The sequence below is a fragment of the Microbacterium sp. ZW T5_45 genome (assembly GCF_044987415.1).
Taxonomy (GTDB): domain Bacteria; phylum Actinomycetota; class Actinomycetes; order Actinomycetales; family Microbacteriaceae; genus Microbacterium.
Window position 1 is genome coordinate 1 of sequence record NZ_JBJDRJ010000062.1, and the last position, 15,221, is coordinate 15,221.

At 69.0% G+C, this 15,221-nt stretch carries 16 protein-coding genes; 6 read left to right on the plus strand and 10 right to left on the minus strand.

Features of this window, described 5'->3' with window-relative positions; all coding sequences use genetic code 11:
• Positions 1-257 precede the first annotated feature (257 nt).
• From ACI3KS_RS18805 to ACI3KS_RS18830, 6 genes are read right to left on the minus strand one after another with little or no spacing between them, the layout of a single operon-like run.
• A complete protein-coding gene (locus tag ACI3KS_RS18805) occupies positions 258-428 on the minus strand; it encodes a hypothetical protein (RefSeq protein WP_404920067.1) in 171 nt (56 codons plus the stop codon).
• On the minus strand, positions 425-991 hold the full coding sequence (locus tag ACI3KS_RS18810) for a YdeI family protein (protein WP_404920068.1): 567 nt from the start codon (positions 989-991) through the stop codon (positions 425-427). Before ACI3KS_RS18810 ends, ACI3KS_RS18805 begins: the two co-directional genes overlap by 4 nt.
• A 1-nt stretch (position 992) precedes the next feature.
• Positions 993-1,802, minus strand: coding sequence for an HAD-IIA family hydrolase (locus tag ACI3KS_RS18815; protein ID WP_404920069.1), 810 nt, complete (start codon positions 1,800-1,802; stop codon positions 993-995).
• Positions 1,803-1,845: 43 nt separating this feature from the next.
• Entirely contained in the window at positions 1,846-2,478 is a 633-nt protein-coding gene (locus ACI3KS_RS18820) for a metal-dependent transcriptional regulator (protein WP_404920070.1), read from the minus strand.
• 17 nt (positions 2,479-2,495) lie between these two features.
• Positions 2,496-2,780 carry a hypothetical protein gene (locus ACI3KS_RS18825; RefSeq protein WP_404920071.1) on the minus strand — a complete coding sequence of 95 codons (285 nt, stop codon included), beginning with the start codon at positions 2,778-2,780 and terminating at the stop codon, positions 2,496-2,498.
• A gap of 42 nt (positions 2,781-2,822) precedes the next feature.
• Positions 2,823-4,169: an Nramp family divalent metal transporter gene (locus ACI3KS_RS18830; protein WP_404920072.1), complete on the minus strand. Its 1,347-nt coding sequence runs from the start codon at positions 4,167-4,169 to the stop codon at positions 2,823-2,825.
• A gap of 241 nt (positions 4,170-4,410) precedes the next feature.
• Here ACI3KS_RS18830 and ACI3KS_RS18835 point away from each other — a divergent pair, with 241 nt between their 5' ends.
• A complete protein-coding gene (locus tag ACI3KS_RS18835) occupies positions 4,411-5,124 on the plus strand; it encodes a TrmH family RNA methyltransferase (RefSeq protein WP_404920073.1) in 714 nt (237 codons plus the stop codon).
• Here the strand turns inward: ACI3KS_RS18835 and ACI3KS_RS18840 are convergent.
• Positions 5,098-5,943, minus strand: a complete 846-nt coding sequence (locus ACI3KS_RS18840) for a hypothetical protein (RefSeq protein ID WP_404920074.1) — start codon at positions 5,941-5,943, stop codon at positions 5,098-5,100. The two genes, ACI3KS_RS18835 and ACI3KS_RS18840, sit on opposite strands and share 27 nt — an antisense overlap.
• On the minus strand, positions 5,940-7,265 hold the full coding sequence (locus tag ACI3KS_RS18845; protein WP_404920082.1) for an MATE family efflux transporter: 1,326 nt from the start codon (positions 7,263-7,265) through the stop codon (positions 5,940-5,942). The genes ACI3KS_RS18840 and ACI3KS_RS18845 overlap by 4 nt, the downstream gene beginning before the upstream one ends.
• Positions 7,266-7,343: 78 nt before the next feature.
• Here ACI3KS_RS18845 and ACI3KS_RS18850 point away from each other — a divergent pair, with 78 nt between their 5' ends.
• The 4 genes from ACI3KS_RS18850 (at position 7,344) to ACI3KS_RS18865 (ending at position 11,537) form a co-directional block, all read left to right on the plus strand.
• On the plus strand, positions 7,344-7,895 hold the full coding sequence (locus ACI3KS_RS18850; RefSeq protein WP_404920075.1) for a DUF1992 domain-containing protein: 552 nt from the start codon (positions 7,344-7,346) through the stop codon (positions 7,893-7,895).
• 132 nt (positions 7,896-8,027) lie between these two features.
• Positions 8,028-9,992, plus strand: a complete 1,965-nt coding sequence (locus tag ACI3KS_RS18855; RefSeq protein WP_404920076.1) for a M13 family metallopeptidase — start codon at positions 8,028-8,030, stop codon at positions 9,990-9,992.
• A gap of 168 nt (positions 9,993-10,160) precedes the next feature.
• Positions 10,161-11,099, plus strand: a complete 939-nt coding sequence (locus ACI3KS_RS18860; RefSeq protein ID WP_404920077.1) for a serine hydrolase — start codon at positions 10,161-10,163, stop codon at positions 11,097-11,099.
• Positions 11,100-11,135: 36 nt separating this feature from the next.
• Positions 11,136-11,537: a hypothetical protein gene (locus tag ACI3KS_RS18865; protein WP_404920078.1), complete on the plus strand. Its 402-nt coding sequence runs from the start codon at positions 11,136-11,138 to the stop codon at positions 11,535-11,537.
• Between the two features lie 25 nt (positions 11,538-11,562).
• Here the strand turns inward: ACI3KS_RS18865 and ACI3KS_RS18870 are convergent, their stop codons facing one another.
• Both ACI3KS_RS18870 and ACI3KS_RS18875 read right to left on the minus strand, forming a co-directional pair.
• A complete protein-coding gene (locus tag ACI3KS_RS18870) occupies positions 11,563-13,005 on the minus strand; it encodes an MFS transporter (protein ID WP_404920079.1) in 1,443 nt (480 codons plus the stop codon).
• Positions 13,006-13,057: 52 nt separating this feature from the next.
• The gene (locus ACI3KS_RS18875) at positions 13,058-13,468 is read right to left on the minus strand and encodes a VOC family protein (RefSeq protein ID WP_404920080.1); all 411 of its coding nucleotides are present in this window, start codon (positions 13,466-13,468) and stop codon (positions 13,058-13,060) included.
• A gap of 129 nt (positions 13,469-13,597) precedes the next feature.
• Between ACI3KS_RS18875 and ACI3KS_RS18880 the strand changes: the two genes are divergently transcribed.
• A complete protein-coding gene (locus ACI3KS_RS18880) occupies positions 13,598-14,983 on the plus strand; it encodes a glycine--tRNA ligase (protein WP_404920081.1) in 1,386 nt (461 codons plus the stop codon).
• Positions 14,984-15,221: the final 238 nt, after the last annotated feature.

Genomic DNA, 15,221 nt, shown 5'->3' on the forward strand with positions numbered 1-15,221 from the left:
CATCAAGCCCTGGGCTACGCCACTCCAGCCGAAGCGATGGCCCATCTGACACGGACCACCGCCGCCAAAGCGGCCTAACCAGAACGGAAATGAGAACAACACTCCACGACACGCGGGCCGCCCTAGTTCCGGTCGGTTTCGCGCGCGAGTGCCGGTCTCGCGCAAGAAGCCCGGCCTCGTGACAGCACGCCGGTCTCATCCCCGCACGAGCCGAGCCGAACCCCGCACGAGTCGAGCCGAGGCGACCTGCACGAACCTCAGCGCTTGCGGTCGTCGTCGTCCCAGGGGCCCTCCCACGAGCCCGCGCGGCCGCCGTCGTCGCCCTCGCCGCGTCCGCGCCGCGAGCGAACGAACTGCACGATGATCAGTGTCAGCGACGTGAGCAGGATCACGAACGCCACGAGGAACATCAGGTCGCTCTGGTTCACGGTCGCTTCCCTTCTGCGGCATCCGCCACGATCTTGGCGATCCGCGCATCGCGGGTCGCCTCGCGCTTCGCCATCGCGATGTGCGTGAGGCCGAACTTCTTCACCGACTTCGGGAAGGCATCCCAGTTCTCCCGCGCGGCCGGCACGGCGTCGAGCGCCGCCGTCAACTCGGGCGGCTCGATACCCGCCTCCGGGCCGTCGAGAAGCGTCCACGAACCGTTCGCCTTCGCCGCCTCGAGCACGCGGATGCCGGCGGGCGCCAGCAGCCCCGCCTGCTCGAGCTCGATGAGACGGGCCTTGTTCGTCGCCGCCCAGCCGCTTCCGGCTCGACGCGGTGAGAACCACTGCGCGTTCCGGCCGTCGATCACCCGCACCGGGCCGTCGATCCAGCCGAAGCACAGCGCCTGCCGCACGGCATCCTCATAACCGACGCCGGCGACCTCGCCGCCGCGCACGCTCATCAGCCACACGCCGGCCGTGCGCTCGTGGTGCTCCTCGAGCCAGGCGCGCCAGGCCGCGGCATCCGCTGCCGTCACCTGCTCGCCGTCGTCGAGGGCTCCCACGTCAGTCCTCGTCGAGCGTGGGGATCGACGCGGTGACCGTCGGCAGCAGGTCGGCGACCGACTGCACGACCTCGTCGGGCCGGAACGGGTACTTCTCCATCTCGGTTCGGTCGCTGATGCCGGTCATGACGAGCACCGTGTGCAGACCGGCCTCGATGCCCGCGACGATGTCGGTGTCCATGCGGTCGCCGATCATGCCTGTCTTCTTCGAATGCGCGCCGATCTTGTTGAGCGCCGAGCGGAACATCATCGGGTTCGGCTTGCCGACGACGTAGGGCTCCTTGCCGGTCGCCTTCGTGATGAGGGCCGCGATCGCGCCGGTCGCCGGCAGCACGCCGTCGGCCGAGGGGCCGGTCGCGTCGGGGTTCGTGACGATGAAGCGCGAGCCCTTGTTGATGTGGCGGATCGCCTTCGTGATCGCCTCGAACGAGTAGTTGCGCGTCTCGCCGACGACGACGAAGTCGGGGTTCGTCTCGGTCATGATGAAACCGGCCTCGTGCAGCGCGGTGAGGATGCCGGCCTCGCCGATCACGAACGCCGAACCGCCGGGCAGCTGCTGCGCGAGGAAGTCCGCGGTCGCCAGGGCCGAGGTCCAGATGCGCTCCTCGGGGACCGTGAGTCCGCTCGCGCGAAGGCGTGCGGAGAGGTCGCGGGCGGTGAAGATCGAGTTGTTGGTGAGTACGAGGTACGGGATCTCGTTCTGCTCCCATCCGGCGAGCAGCTCGGATGCTCCGGGGATGGCGTCGTTCTCATGGACGAGCACGCCGTCCATGTCGGTGAGCCAGCATTCGATGTCATCGCGGTGTGCCATGTGCTCAGCCTAGAGGGACGGAGTGGCCGGTGTCTGAACGGGTCTACGCGCTGAGCCAGACGATGTCGGATGCTCCTTCGGGAAGTTCCGTCGAGACGCCTCCGACCAGCACTCCGTGGGCTGTCGCGGTGACCTCGGCTCCGACGACGATCGCGGCGGATTCGAGAGTGCACAGCAGATCGGGGTCGCGGTCGTCGACGCGCAGGACCCGACCCACGTGGCCCTCGGCGGCGTCGGCGAGCAGCACGAACGGCACCCGGTCGACGTGACCCTCGGCATCCGGGATGGCGTCGCCGTGCGGGTCGAACCGGGGGCGCCCGAGTCGGGCGTCGATGCCCTCGAGCAGGCGGTCGCTGATCGTGTGCTCGAGCACCTCGGCCTCGTCGTGCACCTCGTGCCAGCCGTAGTCGAACTCGCGCACGAGCCAGGTCTCGATGAGCCGGTGGCGGCGGATGATCGCGAGAGCCCTGGCGGTACCGGCATCCGTCAGCCGCACCGCTCCGTACGGCACGTGCGAGACGAGGCCGGCGGCGGCGAGCTTCTTGACCATCTCGGTCACAGACGACGGGGCGATGCCCAGCTTGCCCGCGAGCACCGAGGGGGTGATCGGGGCGTCCTGCCATTCGGTGTGCGCGTAGACGGTCTTGAGGTAATCGTCAGCTGCCGGGGATGCCACGGGTACAGCCTACGGAGTCAGGCGCCGGTGATGATGCCGAAGGCCACTTGACCGGCGAAGAACACGACGACGAAGCCGAGCAGGGCAGCGGCCAGCGAGAGGCGGCCGTCGAAGCCCTCGACCTCGGCGATGCCGAAACGACGGGCGCGGAACGCGAGGATCAGCGTGATCACACCGAGGGCGAGCTGTGCCCACGGCCCGCCGACGGGCAGCGCCTGCGGAAACGCGACGAGAGCGACGCCGAGCAGGCCGGTGGCGATGCCGATCCAGGTGAGAAGGCGGACCTTGGCTTCGGCAGTCATGCTGTCGAGCCTAGCCGCGGCTGATCGCGCCGGTCGTCCCGGTCACGCGCCGGTGAGGACGAGCCAGAGCAGCGCGCCGTTCAGAGCGATGAGGAGCACGGACGCCACGACTCCGGCGGCGGTGGTCCACACGCGGTTCGTCCACTGCCCGAGCGTGCGCCGCTGCGCCGTGAGCACGACGAGCGGGATCAGGGCGAAGGGGATGCCGAACGAGAGCACGACCTGACTGAGCACGAGCGCGAGTGTGGGGTCGACGTTCAGCCCGAGGATCATGAGCGCGGGGATCAGGGTGATCAGGCGGCGGGCGAGGAGCGGGATGCGCACGTGCAGGAGTCCATGCATGATCTCGGCGCCCGCGTAGGCACCGACCGAGGTCGAGGCGAGTCCTGAGGCGAGGAGGCCGACCGCGAACAGTGTGGCGACGACGGGGCCGAGTCCCGCCTCGAGCGCCGCATGCGCGCCCTCGAGCGAGTCGGTGCCGTCGACGCCGACGAGGTTCGCGGCGGCGAGCAGCAGGATCGCGAGGTTCACGGAACCGGCGATGATCATCGCGATCGACACGTCCCAGCGGGTGGCGGTGAGCAGACGGCGGATGCGGGAGGGCTCGGTGCGAGCATCCGGGGTGTGCGTGTCGGAGGCTTCAGTCATGCCGGCCTCGCCGGCCTGCGGTTCGGAGGCGATCCGGGCCGAATCTTCGTGCCGGCCGAATCGGTCGCGGGAGAGAGCGGAGTGCGCGTAGATCGCGTGCGGCATGATCGTCGCGCCGAGGATGGATGCCGCGAGCAGCACGGATTCCGTGCCCTCGAAGCGCGGCAGCAGGCCGCCGGCGATCCCCGCGGGGTCGGGAGGCGCGACGAAGACCCCAGCGACGAAGCCGATCGTGATGACGGCGAGGAGCCCGATGATCACGAACTCGAAGGGGCGGGGGCCGCGACGGCTCTGCACCGCGAGCAGCACCATCGAGACGGCGCCGGTGATGAGGCCGCCGAACAGCAGCGGGACGCCGAAGAGCAGGTTGAGGGCGACCGCGCCTCCGATGATCTCGGCGAGGTCGGTGGCCATGGCGACGAGTTCGGCCTGGGCCCAGTACGCGCGGCGTGCCCACGGACGGCGGATGCGTGAGCCGAGGACTTCGGGAAGGCTGCGCCCCGTGACGACGCCGAGCTTGGCGGAGAGGTACTGGATGAGCCACGCCATGACGTTGCCGGCGACGACGACCCAGACCAGTAGGTAGCCGAACTGCGCGCCGGCGGTCATGTTGCTCGCGACGTTGCCCGGATCGAGATACGCCACCCCCGCGACGAGCGCCGGTCCGAGCAGCCATAATCCGCGCAGGGGGCGGGGTCGGGCGATGCTGCTCGGGGCGCTGATCTCCGCTGATTTAGGCATACCGAAATCCTAGCGGATTTTTCGGTGCACCTAAAAGTAGTTGTACGCGTGTGAGCGTCGGCGTCGAGGTCCCGTCTCCGGAGGAGTTCTCTCGTTCGGGAGGAGTTTCAGCCGGAGATCGTCAGCCGGAACGAGAGTTCTCCTCCCGAGAGTGCGCGCGGAAGACGCCGGACACGGGAGTCAGCGTGCGCGGGAGACCTCCTGGGCGGAACGGATGCCGGAGCGTGGATACCCTGAGATCATGCATGCCGCGCACGCCGAATCCGACTCCGAGCATCCGGATGCTGTGAACCCCGGGGCCGAGCATCCGGGCTCGTCCGCACAGCCCGGCTACGGCGTGGGCCCCTGGCCGGGTGGGGAAGCCGAATGGCCGACCGACCCGCACTACGACCCCGAGCTGCTCGCCGCGGGCGACACGCGCAACGTCATCGACCGCTACCGCTACTGGCGGATGGAGGCGATCGTCGCCGACCTCGACACGCACCGGCATCCGTTCCATGTGGCGATCGAGAACTGGCAGCACGACATGAACATCGGCTCGATCGTGCGCAGCGCGAACGCCTTCCTCGCCGACACCGTGCACATCATCGGCCGCCGGCGCTGGAACAAGCGCGGCGCCATGGTCACCGACCGCTACCAGCACGTCGTGCATCACGAGACCGTCGAGGCTTTCGCGGCGTGGGCGGCAGAGGAGGGGATCCCCATCGTCGCGGTCGACAACGTCGAGGGCGCCGTACCCGTCGACCGGGCGGAGCTCCCCGAGCGCTGTGTGCTGCTGTTCGGTCAGGAGGGTCCTGGACTCTCCGAGGAAGCGCTCGCCGCGGCATCCGCTCATATCGAGATCACGCAGTACGGATCCACGCGATCGATCAACGCGAGCGCCGCGGCCGCGGTCATCATGTACGAGTGGTGTCGCCGCTACGCCTCGTCAGCCCAACCGCGCCTCGACGTGTAGATCGCGATCGATGCGCACCCGAACGTCGTGCAGCCGCGGACCCGAAGCAGCGAGCCCGAACTCCTCGTTCAGGTCGATGCGGCGTCCGATCTGATCCCGGATGCTGCGCCGCGCAACCCGCAGCGCCAGCGCGACGAGAGGGTTGCGGCTGCTCGCACGGAGATCCTCGATAGTGAGCACGCCGTCCCTCGTGACGCGAACGCACGCTTCACCGCGAACCGAGGCGAACAGCAGCTTGTAGCGGACCGCCGCCGATCCGATGATGCGCGCTCCATCGGCGCCGTCCTGATGGATCCCGACCCTGAGTCGCCGCACCCTCGCGTCGCCGGTCTCGAGCGCCGTGCGCATCACACGCTCGATCAGCGGTTCGACGTCGGCTGTCCGCATAGAGAAGGTCAAGGAACCGCTCATGCCGCGGCCCCCATCGCGCAGTCGGATGCCATTCCGATCGTCCGCAAGGGCGGCATCCGCAGACCTCTCGTACTCGACCCAATCGATCGGCGCGTCCCGGACCTCGGCGTCGATCGTGAGCGGCACCTCGGCGATGTGGACGGGCGCAGCGATGACTCGGATCTCCCGCGCGATCCCCGCTCGACGCGAACGGACCTCGGCCTCGGGGGTCGACGGCTTCGAGGATGCCGAGGGCAGCGTAGTCAGGTGCGCGCCCGTCGCATCCATCGTCAACAGGGAGAGGTCGTCCCCGCCGATGTCGGCGGAGATTCGGATGTCGTCCAGCCCCGAGAACTCGGCATCCGTCGTGAGCTCGGAGCGGATCCATCGGACGACGGCATCCGCGTCCTGCGGCCAGGTCTCGCTCATGCGTCCACGGCCACCCAGCGTCCGGACCGGACCCGCCAGCCGAGGGTCGCGAGCCGCGCGAGCAGATACACGCCGAAGAAGGCGACGGCCAGCCACACCAGGCCGATGGAGCCGGTGACGCCGATCGTGGCGATGATCCAGAGCGCGGGCAGGAACGGCACGAGGTTGAGGGCGCCCGCGATCGCGAGGTACCTCACATCGTTCGCGCCCATGAGCACCCCGTCGAGCACGAACACGACGCCCGCGATCGGCTGCGCGACGGCGAGCACGAGCAGAGCGGGCTGCACGAGCGCGGCGAGGGCGGTGTCACCCGTGAACAGGATGCCGATCACGCCTGAGAGCGCAGCGATGAGCACGCCGACGATCACACCGAACCAGAGCCCCCAGGCCACGGTGCGGCCGAGGACCCGTTGCACCTGCGCTTCATCGCCTGCTCCGAGCTCCTTGCCGATGAGTGCCTGCGCGGCGATCGCCAGCGCGTCGAGGGCGAACGCCGCCGCGGAGAAGATCGTGAAGACGATCTGCCAGCCCGCGAGTTCCTCGGTGCCGATGCCGGTCGCGACGCCGACCGTCACGAGCAGGGCGGCGCGCAGGCTCACCGTGCGCAGGAAGAGCCAGCCGCCCGAACGGGCTGTGCTGCGGATGCCGTCGCCGTGGGCGCGCAGCGAGGCGTTGTGACGCGCAGCCAGGCGGCGCACGACCAGCACATAGGCGGCGACCATGCCCCATTGCGCGGCGACCGTTCCGGCGGCTGAGCCCGCGATGCCCCAGCCGAAGCCGTAGATGAAGAGCAGATTGAGGAGCGCGTTGGCACCGAAACCCAGGCCCGCGATCCAGAGCGGCGTCACGGTGTCCTGCATTCCTCGCAGGAGGCCGGTCGCGGCGAACACGATCAGCATCGCCGGAAGGCCCCACATCGAGATCAGCAGATACGCCTCGGCCTGTTCGGCCACGCCCGGGGTCGCACCGAAGAGGGAGACCAGCCACGGCGTCGCCGCTGCTCCTGCGGCGGCGAGCACGGCGCCGAGCGCGAGGGCGAGCCACATGCCGTTGACGCCGACGGATACGGCTTCTCCTGGTTGGCCGGCACCGAAACGGCGGGCGACGGCGGGCGTCGTCGAATAGGCGAGGAACACCATCAGTCCGACGATCGTCTGCAGCACGGCACCGGCGATGCCGAGGCCGGCGAGGGGAGTCGTGCCGAGGTGGCCGATCAGCGCGGCGTCGACGATGAGGAACGCGGGTTCCGCGACGAGCGCCCCCAGCGCCGGCACGGCGAGACGCAGGATCTCGCGGTTCAGGGTCGGGCGCTGGTTCACGATCCGAGCCTAGGGGAGGGCGCCGACATGGCCTCGGCGACTCCACGCAGACGTACCCTGGAGGTCAGTCGGAGGTGCAGCATGACCGATCCACGCGAAGCCGCCGCCCGCTATCGGGCGCGCCAGAGGGGCGAGACGGATGCCGAAGAGGGCACGGCCCCTGGTATCGGAGCGTCCGTCGATCGTGCCGCGTTCATCGAGAGCGCGATCCTGTTGGCGATCCGGCGCGGGGACTTCGACGACCTTCCCGGCGCCGGTAAGCCGATCGAGGGTCTCGGCACGCATCACGATCCGGACTGGTGGATCAGGCGGAAGATCGAGACCGAGAACCTCACCGGCCTCGGGCCGCCCGCCCTGCTGCTGAGGGTCGAGGACAGGGAACTCGACGACCAGCTCGATCAGCTCGCCCGGGAGAGCGACGTTCGCGCGGTGCTCGAGGACTTCAACCGCCGCGTGATCGAGGCGCGACGGCAGCTGCTGGGTGGACCGCCCGTGGTGACATCGCCCCGGGACGTCGAGGCCGAGGTCGCGGCATGGGCGGAGCGACGCGCGGCGGCTCGCCCCGCCGAGCCCGGGTCTCGACCCCAGCCGGAGCGCCGCTCGTGGTTCGGACGCCGCCGTCGGATTCCCTGATCACGGCATCCGTGCCCGCGGGACGGCATCCGGACCGTGCGACGGCATCCGGATCCGCACCGCGTTCCCTCGCGTGACGGCATGCGCGGACCGATCCACATCGATGTCGGAGGGGCGATCTAGGCTGTTCGCATGACAGACGTCCTTCCCTCCGGCCTGGCCACCTCCGAGTTCAGCTCCGACGTCCGCCCGCAGGACGACCTCTACCGGCACGTCAACGGCGCGTGGTTCGCGCGCACCGAGATCCCCGACGACAAGGCGCGGTGGGGTGCGTTCCACCTGCTGGCCGAGCAGGCGGAGAAAGACGTCAGGGCGATCATCGAGGAGTCGCAGGATGCCGAGCCCGGCACCCTCGCGCGCAAGATCGGAGACTTGTTCGCGAGCTTCATGGACACCGAGCGGATCACCGCGAACGGAGTCGCCCCGCTGACCGCCACGCTCGACGAGGTCGATGCGATCGACAGCGTGCCGGCGTTCCTCCGCGCGATCGGCGGATACGACCGCGACGGCCGTGCCGCGGTCATCGGCCTCTACGTCGACGGCGACCCCGGCGACCCCGAGCGCTACCTGCCCGTGCTCGTGCAGGCGGGGCTCTCGCTGCCCGACGAGAGCTACTACCGCCTCGACACCTTCGCCGACACCCGTGCGGCCTATCGTGCGCATCTCGAGCGTCTGCTCGGTCTGGCCGGAGTGGCGGAGGCCGCCGCGACCGCCGACCGCGCGATCGCGCTCGAGACCGAGCTCGCCGGCTACCACTGGGACAACGTCCGCAGCCGCGACGCGGTCGAGACCTACAACCTGAAGACCTGGGACGAGCTCCAGACGCTCGCCGGAGTCGACCTCGCCCCGTGGCGTGAGGCGGTCACGCCGTCGAACCCGTCCGCGTTCGACGAGGTCGTCGTGGCGCAGCCGAGCTTCTTCGAGGGGCTCGGGTCGCTCCTGACGGAGGAGCGCCTCGACGACTGGAAGGCGTGGCTGCGTGCGAAGGTCGTGCACTCTGCCGCGCCCTACTTGACCGACGATCTCGTCCTCGAGAACTTCTCGTTCTACGGCACCGAGCTCACGGGGGTGCCGAGCATCCGCGAACGCTGGAAGCGCGGCGTCTCGGTCACAGAGGGCGCTCTCGGCGAGGCGATCGGCAAGGTCTACGTCGAACGCCACTACCCGCCGACGGCGAAGGCCGCCATGGACGAGCTGGTCGCGAACCTCATCGAGGCGTACCGTCGCAGCATCACGGATCTCGAGTGGATGACCCCCGAGACCCGTGAACGCGCACTCGCCAAGCTCGACGCCTTCACTCCCAAGATCGGCCACCCCGAGGTGTGGCGCGACTACTCGTCGCTCGAGATCGACCGCGCCGACCTGCTCGGCAATATCCGCCGCGCGGCGGTCTTCGAGCACGACCGCAACATCGACAAGGTCGGCAAGCCCATCGACCGCGACGAGTGGCACATGCCCCCGCAGATGGTGAACGCGTACTACAACCCCTCTATGAACGAGATCGTGTTCCCCGCGGCGATCCTGCAGTACCCGTTCTTCGACGCCTCGCGAGACGCGGCGGCGAACTACGGTGGCATCGGCGCGGTCATCGGCCACGAGATCGGCCACGGGTTCGACGACCAGGGCAGCCGTTACGACGGTGCGGGCAAGCTCGAGGACTGGTGGACGGATGCCGACCGCGCGGCCTTCGAGGAGCGCACGAAGGTGCTCATCGAGCAGTACGACGCGCTCGTCCCCGAGGGCCTCGACGCCGAGCATCACGTCAACGGCGCGCTGACGATCGGCGAGAACATCGGCGACCTGGGCGGCCTGGGCATCGCGCTCAAGGCCTACGAGCTGTCGCTCGGTGGCGCCGAGGCCCCCGTGATCGACGGTTACACCGGCGTGCAGCGCCTGCTGCTCTCGTGGGCGCAGGTTTGGCAGCAGAAGAGCCGCGAGGCCGAGACCCTGCGACTGCTGACCATCGACCCGCATTCGCCGACCGAGTTCCGCTGCAACCAGATCGTGCGCAACATCGATGCCTTCTACGAGGCGTTCGGCGTCACCGAGGCCGATGCGCTGTGGCTGCCGCAGGAGTCCCGCGTCACCATCTGGTGAGCTCGTCTCGCGGGCGCGCCGAGCGCCCGCGAGACCGTCGTGTGACCATCAGATGACGAATCTCCGGACCCATGAGGGATCCACAACTCCGGGGGTTACGATGTCTGTGCCATGAGGGGGGACCCTGTGGCATCCCCCCTTCATCCACCCCCTCTCGAAGGATCATGCGTGGGCGCTCCTGAGCCTGTCGACGGCTACCGCAAGTCGGCGTCGGCATCCGTAGATCTGCGTCGTTCGCAGCGCACCGGGCGACGCGTGCCGCGCCGCGCCGCAGCCGGACGCCGCTCGTTCACGTCGACGCTCAAGGCACTCGAGACGCTCGCCGATGCCGGCGCGCAGGTCTCGGTGCACGTCGTCGACCTCGACAACCACGTACATGTCCTCGCCGGTGACGACCACCTCACGCTGCCGGTCGGCGGCCTCGGGGTCGTGCCGCTGCTCATCGAGGTCGCCGCCGCGTTCGACGACGGTTCACTGGATCCGCTCGAGATCGTGGACCGTTCCACGATCGACCCCGTCTCGACCTCGGGGCTCTGGCGTCACCTGCACGCGCCGGCTCTGCCGCTCGAAGACCTCGCCGTCCTCGCGGCGACCGCGGGCGATCCGATCGCCGTCAATGCGCTGCTGCAGCGGATCGGCCACGACAAAGTGCGTGCCCGCATCGACTCGCTGGGTCTGCGTCGCACCGCCCTGCTCGACCGGTTCCGCGACAGCCGGGGTCCCGACGACGCCCCGCACGTGTCTGTGGGCTCGTCGCGGGAGTTCGCCGGCCTCTTCTCGGCCCTCGTCAACTCGCAGGTCGTCGATGCCGCGGTCAGCGCGCAGGTCTCGGAATGGCTGAGCCTCAACCAGGACCTCAGCCTCGTCGCCGCCGCCACCGGACTCGACCCCTTCGCCCACGACCACGACGCGCACGGTCTGCTGTTCATCAACAAGACCGGCCGAGATCGCGGTGTCCGGGCCGAGGCGGGTGTGCTCGCCGGGCCGCGCGCCGGTGTCGCCTACTCGCTCATCGTGTGCTTCGACGACCTCTCGATCGCACATCGGCTTCGGGCGCATGACGTGTTCCGGGTGCTCGGGGTCGAGCTCATGGAGTACACGCACTGAAAAAGCGCACTGGCCCAGCGCGGTAAGGTCGTGCGCATGCCGCAGCCCGACTGGACCCCGCACCGCCGTGACGACGGCGAGCTGCTCGGATGGATCCGCCCCGATGGCGACGCCTGGGTGCCCGTCGACGTCCTCGGTCGCCCCCTTGGTGCTCCCGGCGAGTGGCTCGACGCGGAAGCCGTGCTCGAGTCGCACGGCATCGCCTGGCTCGCCGATCCGTGGATGCTCGAGGGAGAAGGCGAGCGCCCCCTGCGAGTGCGCATCCTCGAGGTGACGCCCGACGACACCGGCATCCCCGGTCGCATCGTCGTCAAGGTCGACGATTTCGGGGACATGACCCGTCCGGCGACCGACCGTTACACGCTGCCGTGGCCCGTTCCTGCCCGCCTGCGGCTGCCGACGGACGGCGACCCCGACCCGCGCGAGATCGGTCGCTGACGGGACCGACGCTCGATCCGGTCGTTCAGTTCGGGAGCGACGGATGCTGCTCCGCGGCGCGCTGCTTCGGGATGAACAGCGACAGCACGAGGGCGATGATGCCCGCCCCGATCGCCAGCCAGAAGCACAGTTCGAACGCTCCGCGAGTCGGCACCGCGATGTCGCCGATCTTCACGCTCATCGAGGCGAGGATGCCGCCCATCACGGCCGATGCACTCGAGGTGCCGACGGAGCGGAACAGCGCGTTCAGCCCGTTCGAGGCCCCGGTCTCGTGCGCCGGGACCGAACGCATGATGATCATCGGCATCGCGGCGAAGGTGAACCCGATGCCCACGCCGATCATGATGTTGCCGACGAGCAGATGCCAGACCTCGGTCGACCACAGCAGCACGAACACGTAGGCGAGCACGATCGCCGCTGCGCCGACGGTGAAGAGCGGGCGAGGGCCCACGGTGCGCTCGAGCCAGCCCGAGAGCGGTGAGATCACCATCATGACGAGGCCCGCGGGCATGACCACGAGAGCCGCCGAGATCATGTCGAGACCGAAGCCGGATCCACCGGCGACCGGCATCTCGAGCATCTGCGGGAAGGTCACGTTCGAGGCGAAGAGCGCGAAGCCCATGCCGATCGCAGCGATGTTCGTGAACAGGACCGCGGGGCGCGCGGCGACGCGCAGATCGAGCAGCGGGTCCTTCGTGCGCAGCTGATACCGGCCCCAGACGAGCAGCACCGCGATGCCGCCGATGATGCAGGCGAGGGTGGGCGTCGAGGTCCAGCCCCATTCGGCGCCGCGCGACACGAAGAGCAGGATGCCGGTCAGGCCGATGGCGAGTCCGATCGCGCCGACGACGTCGAGGCGGCCGGGGAAGCGCAGCACATCCTCCGGCACGATCAGCGCGATGAGCACGAGCCCGATCACGCCGAGTCCGGCGGCGAGCCAGAACAGCGCGTGCCAGTCGGCGTTCATCGCGAGGTACGCGGCGATCGGCATGCCCAATGCGCCGCCGACGCCCATGGTGGCGCTCATCAGTGCGACCGCCGTACCGAGACGTTCGGGTGGAAGCACATCGCGCATGATGGCGATGCCGAGGGGGACGACGCCGGTCACCGCGCCCTGCAGCGCGCGGCCGATGATGACGCCGACGATCGAGCCGGAGAGCGCGGCGATCAGGGAACCGACGATGAGCAGGGCGAGCAGCACCATGGCGACGCGGCGCTTGCCGTACATGTCTCCGAGGCGCCCCGAGATCGGGGTGGCGACCGCAGCGACGAGCAGTGTGATCGTCACGACCCAGCTGGTGTCCTCGCGCGAGGAGTTCAGCAGAGCAGGCAGCTCGGCCTGCAGCGGGACGACCAAGGTGAACATGAACGACGAGCAGAGCCCGGCGAATGCCAGGACCGCGACGACCGCCCATCGGGGTGCGGATCGGGAGAGTCGTCTTCTGGCTTTGTCGTCGTTCGCACCCACCGACTCAGGCTATCGGCAGCCACGGACACCGGGGCCGACGCCGGTATCGGGATCAACGGGGCAGCACGTAGTCGCCGGTCTCGCCCGGGTTGACCGCGATCTCCCATCGGAAGCCGTCTGGATCGACGAAGTAGCCCGAGTATCCGCCCCATACCCGCTGCTGACCGGGTGAGACGCGAGCGCCGATCTCTGCGGCCTCGGCGAGCACCGCATCGACCTCGGCGGGCGTCGCGAGGTTGTGCGCGAGGGTGATCGGGGCGACGCCGGATGCCGGTGCCTCGCCGATCTCGGCAGTGAAGCCCTCGATCGACCAGAGCGACAGGATGAGACGGTCGCCGACGGGCAGCATGAGCACATCGTCGCCGGCGAAGATCGGTTCCCACCCGAGCCCGTCGACGTAGAACGCGCGACTGCGCGCGAGATCGGCCACGGCGAGGGTGATGAAGCTGACGCGCTGTTCCATGCCTTCGAGTGTGGCACCGGCATCCGACATCCGCCCTCTCACCGGCATCCGCCCTCGACATTCCCCACCGATAGAATGGGACGGCCCGTGATCTCGGGCAATCTCCCGCACCCGACCATTGGAGCCACCGTGGCCGAACAGTCCCGTCTAGACAAGGTCATCGCCCTCGCCCGCCACCGCGGGTTCGTGTTCCAAGCGGGTGAGATCTACGGCGGTTCCAGGTCGGCATGGGACTACGGACCCCTCGGTACCGAGCTCAAGGAGAACATCCGTCGTCAGTGGTGGCAGACCTTCGTGCGCGGGCGCGGCGACATGGTCGGCCTCGACTCGAGCATCATCCTCCCCAAGCGCGTGTGGGAGGCGTCCGGCCACGTGGCCACCTTCACAGACCCGCTCGTCGAGTGCCTGCAGTGCCACAAGCGCCACCGTGAGGACCACCTGATCGAGGCGTACGAGGCGAAGAAGGGCCGACTGCCCGAGAACGGACTCGCCGACATCGTCTGCCCCGACTGCGGCACGCGCGGCAAGTGGACCGAGCCGAAGTCGTTCTCCGGCCTGGTGAAGACCTACCTCGGCGTCGTCGACGACGAGTCGGGGCTGTATTACCTGCGCCCGGAGACCGCGCAGGGCATCTTCGTGAACTTCTCGAACGTGCTCACCGCCTCGCGCAAGAAGCCGCCGTTCGGCATCGGCCAGGTCGGCAAGGCGTTCCGCAACGAGATCACGCCCGGCAACTTCATCTTCCGCACGCGCGAGTTCGAGCAGATGGAGATCGAGTTCTTCACTCCGCCCGCCGAGGCGCAGCAGTGGTTCGAACACTGGGTCGAGGCCTGCTGGGACTGGTTCATCGACCTGGGTATCGACGCCGAGAACCTGCGTCGCTTCGACGTTCCCGAAGAGGATCGCGCGCACTACTCGGCCGGCACGATCGATGTCGAGTACCGGTTCGGGTTCCAGGGCAAGGAGTGGGGCGAGCTCATGGGCGTCGCCAACCGCACCGACTACGACCTGTCCAGCCACAGCGAGGCCTCGGGCACGTCCTTGTCGTACTTCGACCAGGCCTCGGGCGAGCGGTACACGCCGTACGTGATCGAGCCGTCGTTCGGTCTCACCCGCGCCATGATGGCGTTCCTCGTCGACGCGTACATCGAGGAGGAGGTGCCGAACGCGAAGGGCGGCACCGACGTGCGCACCGTGCTCAAGCTCGACCCGCGCCTGGCGCCGGTCAAGGTCGCCGTGCTGCCGCTGAGCCGCAACGAGAACCTGTCGCCGCTCGCCCGCGAGGTGGCCGACACCCTGCGCGGCTCGTGGGCGATCGACTTCGACGACGCCGGCGCGATCGGCCGACGCTACCGCCGCCAGGACGAGATCGGCACGCCGTTCTGCGTCACGGTCGACTTCGATTCGCTCGACGACCGCGCCGTCACCGTGCGCGACCGCGACACGATGGCTCAGGAGCGCGTCTCGATCGATGAGCTCGAGCAGTACCTCGCGGAGCGCCTCAAGGGCGCCTGAGCACTCTCGCTCACTCTGCCTTCTGGCCGACGCCCCCGCTCGGCTACGACGCCCCCGCTGATTCACGTGTGTGATGTCTCAGGACTTCGGTGACGTTTGTGGATCAGGACTTCGGTGACGGTTGATGTCTCAGGACATCGGTGACGGTCGGGTTTGAGTGGCCATGAATCCTCGTGGTTGGCCGTTGCCGACGGCGGTGATTCCGGGGGCGGGGCGTGGGTAGGAGATGATCTGGGTG

Excerpts from the sequence above, each read along its gene's own strand:
- ACI3KS_RS18815 (WP_404920069.1), bottom strand. The coding sequence starts at position 1,802 with ATGGCACACCGCGATGACATCGAATGCTGGCTCACCGACATGGACGGC.
- ACI3KS_RS18825 (WP_404920071.1), bottom strand. The coding sequence starts at position 2,780 with ATGACTGCCGAAGCCAAGGTCCGCCTTCTCACCTGGATCGGCATCGCC.
- ACI3KS_RS18830 (WP_404920072.1), bottom strand. The coding sequence starts at position 4,169 with ATGCCTAAATCAGCGGAGATCAGCGCCCCGAGCAGCATCGCCCGACCC.
- ACI3KS_RS18835 (WP_404920073.1), top strand. The coding sequence starts at position 4,411 with ATGCATGCCGCGCACGCCGAATCCGACTCCGAGCATCCGGATGCTGTG.
- ACI3KS_RS18840 (WP_404920074.1), bottom strand. The coding sequence starts at position 5,943 with ATGAGCGAGACCTGGCCGCAGGACGCGGATGCCGTCGTCCGATGGATC.
- ACI3KS_RS18850 (WP_404920075.1), top strand. The coding sequence starts at position 7,344 with ATGACCGATCCACGCGAAGCCGCCGCCCGCTATCGGGCGCGCCAGAGG.
- ACI3KS_RS18855 (WP_404920076.1), top strand. The coding sequence starts at position 8,028 with ATGACAGACGTCCTTCCCTCCGGCCTGGCCACCTCCGAGTTCAGCTCC.
- ACI3KS_RS18865 (WP_404920078.1), top strand. The coding sequence starts at position 11,136 with ATGCCGCAGCCCGACTGGACCCCGCACCGCCGTGACGACGGCGAGCTG.
- ACI3KS_RS18875 (WP_404920080.1), bottom strand. The coding sequence starts at position 13,468 with ATGGAACAGCGCGTCAGCTTCATCACCCTCGCCGTGGCCGATCTCGCG.